Source organism: Kitasatospora sp. NPDC091257, from assembly GCF_044757675.1.
GTDB classification, from domain to species: domain Bacteria; phylum Actinomycetota; class Actinomycetes; order Streptomycetales; family Streptomycetaceae; genus Kitasatospora; species Kitasatospora lactacystinica.
The window spans coordinates 1-4168 of record NZ_JBIVVI010000836.1 but is presented as its reverse complement, the minus strand read 5'-3'; the positions used below and the strand labels follow the sequence as shown (position 1 = coordinate 4168).

The 4168-nt window shown below is 79.3% G+C and carries 2 protein-coding genes; both read left to right on the top strand.

Translation table 11 applies throughout. The annotated features are described in order from the left end of the window. Positions 1-250: 250 nt before the first annotated feature. Positions 251-3643, top strand: coding sequence for an FtsX-like permease family protein (locus ACIQOV_RS30525; RefSeq protein WP_401053839.1), 3393 nt, complete (start codon positions 251-253; stop codon positions 3641-3643). Between the two features lie 151 nt (positions 3644-3794). Beyond that, a partial coding sequence (locus tag ACIQOV_RS30520; RefSeq protein ID WP_401053837.1) for a hypothetical protein occupies positions 3795-4168 on the top strand: 374 nt, incomplete at its 3' end.

The window sequence follows — 4168 nt, the reverse complement described above, 5'->3', positions numbered from 1 at the left end:
GTCCTCCCGCGGCCCCTCCCTTGACGGACTCCTCGGAGTCCGGCGGCGTGTTCCTCCGCCCTGCCCCGTCGTTCCTCCTCCCCGCGGCAGTTCGACACGGCAGGGGCGGTTCGGGTTGTACGGGAAGGACCGTGACCTGATTGGTACAGACCACTGATGGTTCGTTGTGATAGAACCTCAGCTCTGGGCCGCAAGTGGTCCCGTGACGTGCGCCCCGGAGTCGAACGAAGGGCGCCGAGGGGAGTGGCGGATGGTGCTGGCGGGGGTCGGGCGCCGGATCGGGCGGCACGGTGCGGTGCTGGCGGCCGTGGCCGTGAGCATCCTGGTCGCGACGGCGGTGCTGTCCGCGGTGGCCGGGCTGGCCCGGTCGGCCGCCGCGGCCGGGGTGCGCCAGCGCCTCGCCGCCGACGCCGGCCGGTCGGTGGAGGTGTCCGCGCGCTGGACGGCGCAGGGCCTGCCCGCGGCCGACCGGGCGGTGCACACGGCACTGGTCCGGGCGATGGCCGGCGTCCCCTTCCGCTCCGAGACCGCCCTGCGGGCCGGTATCGCCGTGGACCTGCCGCTGCCGCTCGCCGCGCGCCGGCAGGCCACCGAAACCGGGCTGCCCGGGCTCCCGGTGGCACTGCCCGACCCGGGCCGCTACGCCCGGCTGAGCAGCGGCAGTTGGCCGGACGCCGCCCCCGCCCCCGCGTCCCCCACCGCGTCCTCCGCCGCCCCCGCCGACGTCCCCGGAAACGCCCTGCGCGTCGCCCTCCCCGAGACCGTCGCCGACCGCCTCGGCCTGGCGAGCGGCAGCACCGCGGTCGTCCCGGACCCCGCCACCGGCGGCCCGCTCACGCTCACCGTGACCGGCGTCTACCGCCCCGACCCGGCCGCCGACGCCTTCTGGAACGGCCTGGCCGGCGCCGACGGCGCGGACCGCGCCCTGCTGCTGGCCGACGGCGCCCAGCTGACGGCCCTGCCCACGTTCGGCAGCCGCACCCAGGCCGTCTGGCTGGCCCTGCCCGACACCGGCCGGTCGAGCCTGCCCGAACTCGCCGCGCTGCGCGACCGGGTGGCCGTCCTCGCCGGCTCCGACACCGCCCGCTCGGTCTACCGCGGCGCAGCCCCGCCCCTGGCCGACACCAGGGTGCGCAGCGCGCTGCCCGCCGCGGTCGACGGCCAGGCGGTGCCGGCCCTGGCCGCCAGGGCCGAGATCGCCGTTCCGCTCGCCCTGATCGCCGTACTCGCCTCGGTGGTCCTGATTCTGACGGCCCGTCGGCTGGCCGACGCGGTCGCCGTCGAGCAGGCGCTCCAGCGCTCCCGGGGAGCCGGCCTGGCGCGGCTGCTCGCGGTGGCGGCCGGCGAGTGGGCGGTGGCCGCCGTGCCGGCGGCGGCCTGCGGGCTGCTGCTGGTCGAGCCGCTGCTCGCCGCCGTCCTGCGCGGCGCCGGGGCGCACGGCCTGACCGCGGCCGACGGCCGAACCGCCTGGTGGGCCGCCGGGTTCGCGCTCGCGGTGCACGGCACGGCCCTGCTGCTGCCGCTCGCCCGGCAGGCCTGGGACCCGCACGCCCGGCAGGCGTTGCGCCGGCGCCGCCCGCGCCGACCGGGCCTGCAGCGGGCCGGAGCGGACCTGGCGCTGCTCGCCGTGGCGGTCCTCGGCTTCCTCCAACTGCGCCACTACCAGGGCGTGGTGGTGCCCGGCGCGGGTGCGGGCTTCGACACCGGAGTCGACCCCGTCCTGGTGCTCGCCCCGGCGGCGATGGCGGTGGCCGGCGCGGTGCTGGCGCTGCGGGCGCTGCCGCCGGCCGGGCGGCTGCTGGAACGGGCGGCCGCCCGCTCCCGCGGACTGGTCGCGCCACTGGGCGCCTGGCGGCTGAGCCGCGACGCCGGCCGCCAGGCGGTCCCGGTCCTGGTCACGCTCCTGGCCGTGGCCTGCGCCGGCCTGGCCGCCGGGGTCCTGGCCGCACTGCCGGCCGGCGACCGCGACCGGGCGGCCTTCACCGTCGGCGCCGACCTGCGGCTGTCCGGGGTGACCGGCGCGGCGGCGCAGCGGCACGGCGCACTGGCCGCGCTGCCGGGCGTCACGGCCCTCACCCCGGTCGCCGACCAGTCGGCCTACGTGGGCAGCGCCGTGGTCCGGACGGTCGCCGTCGACACCGCCGCCGCCGCGGCCTCCGGCGCCCTGCCGGCCCTGCGTCCCGACCAGGCCGACCGCCCGGCACCGGCGCTGCTGGCCCCGCTGACCGCCGCGCCCGCCCAGGGGCTCGCGATCCCCGGCGAGCCGACCGCCCTGGAGCTGACCGTCCAGGCCACCGCCGACCCCGCACCGCCGGACCAGGGCCCGAGCCTGCTGCTGTGGATCCAGGACGCCGACGGGCTGACCGAGCAGCTGACCCTCCCGCTGACGGCCGACGGCCGCCCCCACCCGCTGACCGTGAACCTGGCCGACGGCGGCCGGCGCAGCTACCCGCTGACCCTCGGCCGCGTCGGCGTCCGCTTCCCCGGCCCCCTGGCCCGGCGCACCACCCTGGAGCTGGACCTGCCACGGATCAGCGCCGTCACCGGCGACCGGCGAACCGACCTCGCCCTCGGACCGGACCGGTCCTGGGTCCGCTCCGGCGCGCCCTTCGTCAGCCCCACCACACTCGGCTGCCCCGCCGGCGACCCGGCCCCGGACGCCCGGCCCACCTCGGTGCTCGACGGCGGCGCCCAGGACGACCGGGCCACCGCCTGCACCTGGCACAGCCGCGGACCCGGCCTCCTGCACGCGGTGCTGCGCTCCCAGAACCCCGCGAACGCCCTGGACCCGGCCGCCCTGGACACGTACTTCGCCGTGCGCCCCCCGACCGGCACCCCGGACGGGAGCGCCCCGCCCGTCCTGTCCGCGATCGCCGACCGCACCCTGCTCGACGCGGTGAACGCCAAGGTCGGCGACACCATCCGGCTCACCTGGGACCGCGACCGCGACAGCGACCAGAAGGTCCGCATCACCGGGGAGGTCGACGCCCTGCCCGGCTACGGCCGCGGCCAGGGCCACCTGCTGCTGGACCTGCCCGCGCTCGCCGCCAACCGCGCGCTCACCGGCGCGCCGCCGCCCGTCGACACCCACTGGTGGCTGGCCAGCGACGACCCCGCCGCCACCTGGGCCGCCGTCGACGGCCACAGCGCGTTCGGCCGCGCCCAGAGCGCACAGCGGCTCGCCGCCGACCTGGCCGACGACCCGTTCCGGGCCGGACTGCGCTGCGCCTGGCTGCTGGTCATGGCCACCGCCCCGCTCTTCGCGGTGACCGCCCTGACCCTGCACGCGGTCGGCGCGGCCCGCTCCCGGCAACGGGAGTTCGCCGTGCTGCGCGCCCTGGGCGCACGGACTGGCGAACTGACGGCGATGCTGCGCGCCGAACAGGTGGCGGTGACGGTGCCCCCGGTGCTGCTCGGCGGCCTGCTGGGCCTGCTGCTGACGGCCCTGCTGCTGCCGCTCACCGTGCTGGACGACAGCTCCGGCCCGGTCTTCCCGGCCCTGGCCACCGCCCCGGGCCGGCCGGCCGCCGCGCTCACCACGCTCGCCAGCGGCCTGCTGCTGGCCCTCACGGTCCTGGTCCTCACCCGGCTGCTGGCCAGGGTCGACCTGGTCCGGGCCCTGCGCGCGGGGGAGGACGGATGAGCCCGACGCCAGGACGGCGGCCCGGCAGCGGGCCCGGCCTCGCGCCCGGCCGCGGGCGCGCCCCCGGGCCCGGCACCCAGCCCCGCACTCCGCTCGGCCTCGCGCCTGGCACCCCGCCCCGCAACGGACGCTTCGACGGCGGGAGCCCCGCATGCTGACACTGCGCCTGATCCGACGAGAGGCGCGGATCGCCTGGCCGGTGGCGGCCGGGCTGGCGCTGCTCTCCGTCCTGCTCACGGCGATCCCGCTGAGCTGGCCGCCGCGCTTCGACCGCCTCGCCGCCGGCGCGCTCGCGGACCGGGTCGCCCGCGCCCAGCTGTCCGGCCCGCTGGTCACCGCCACGTCCACCACCGTCCCGCTGCCGTCCAGGCCCCGGATCGCCCCCGGCGCACTCGACCGCGACCTCGACCGGGCCGGCCACGCGGTGCGCGCCGCCGCCGGACCGCGACTGGCCGCCGCGCTCGGCACACCGAAGGGCCGCGTGAGCGCCCCCGCCGCCGTGGCGGAAGGGCCCGGAGTCCCCAC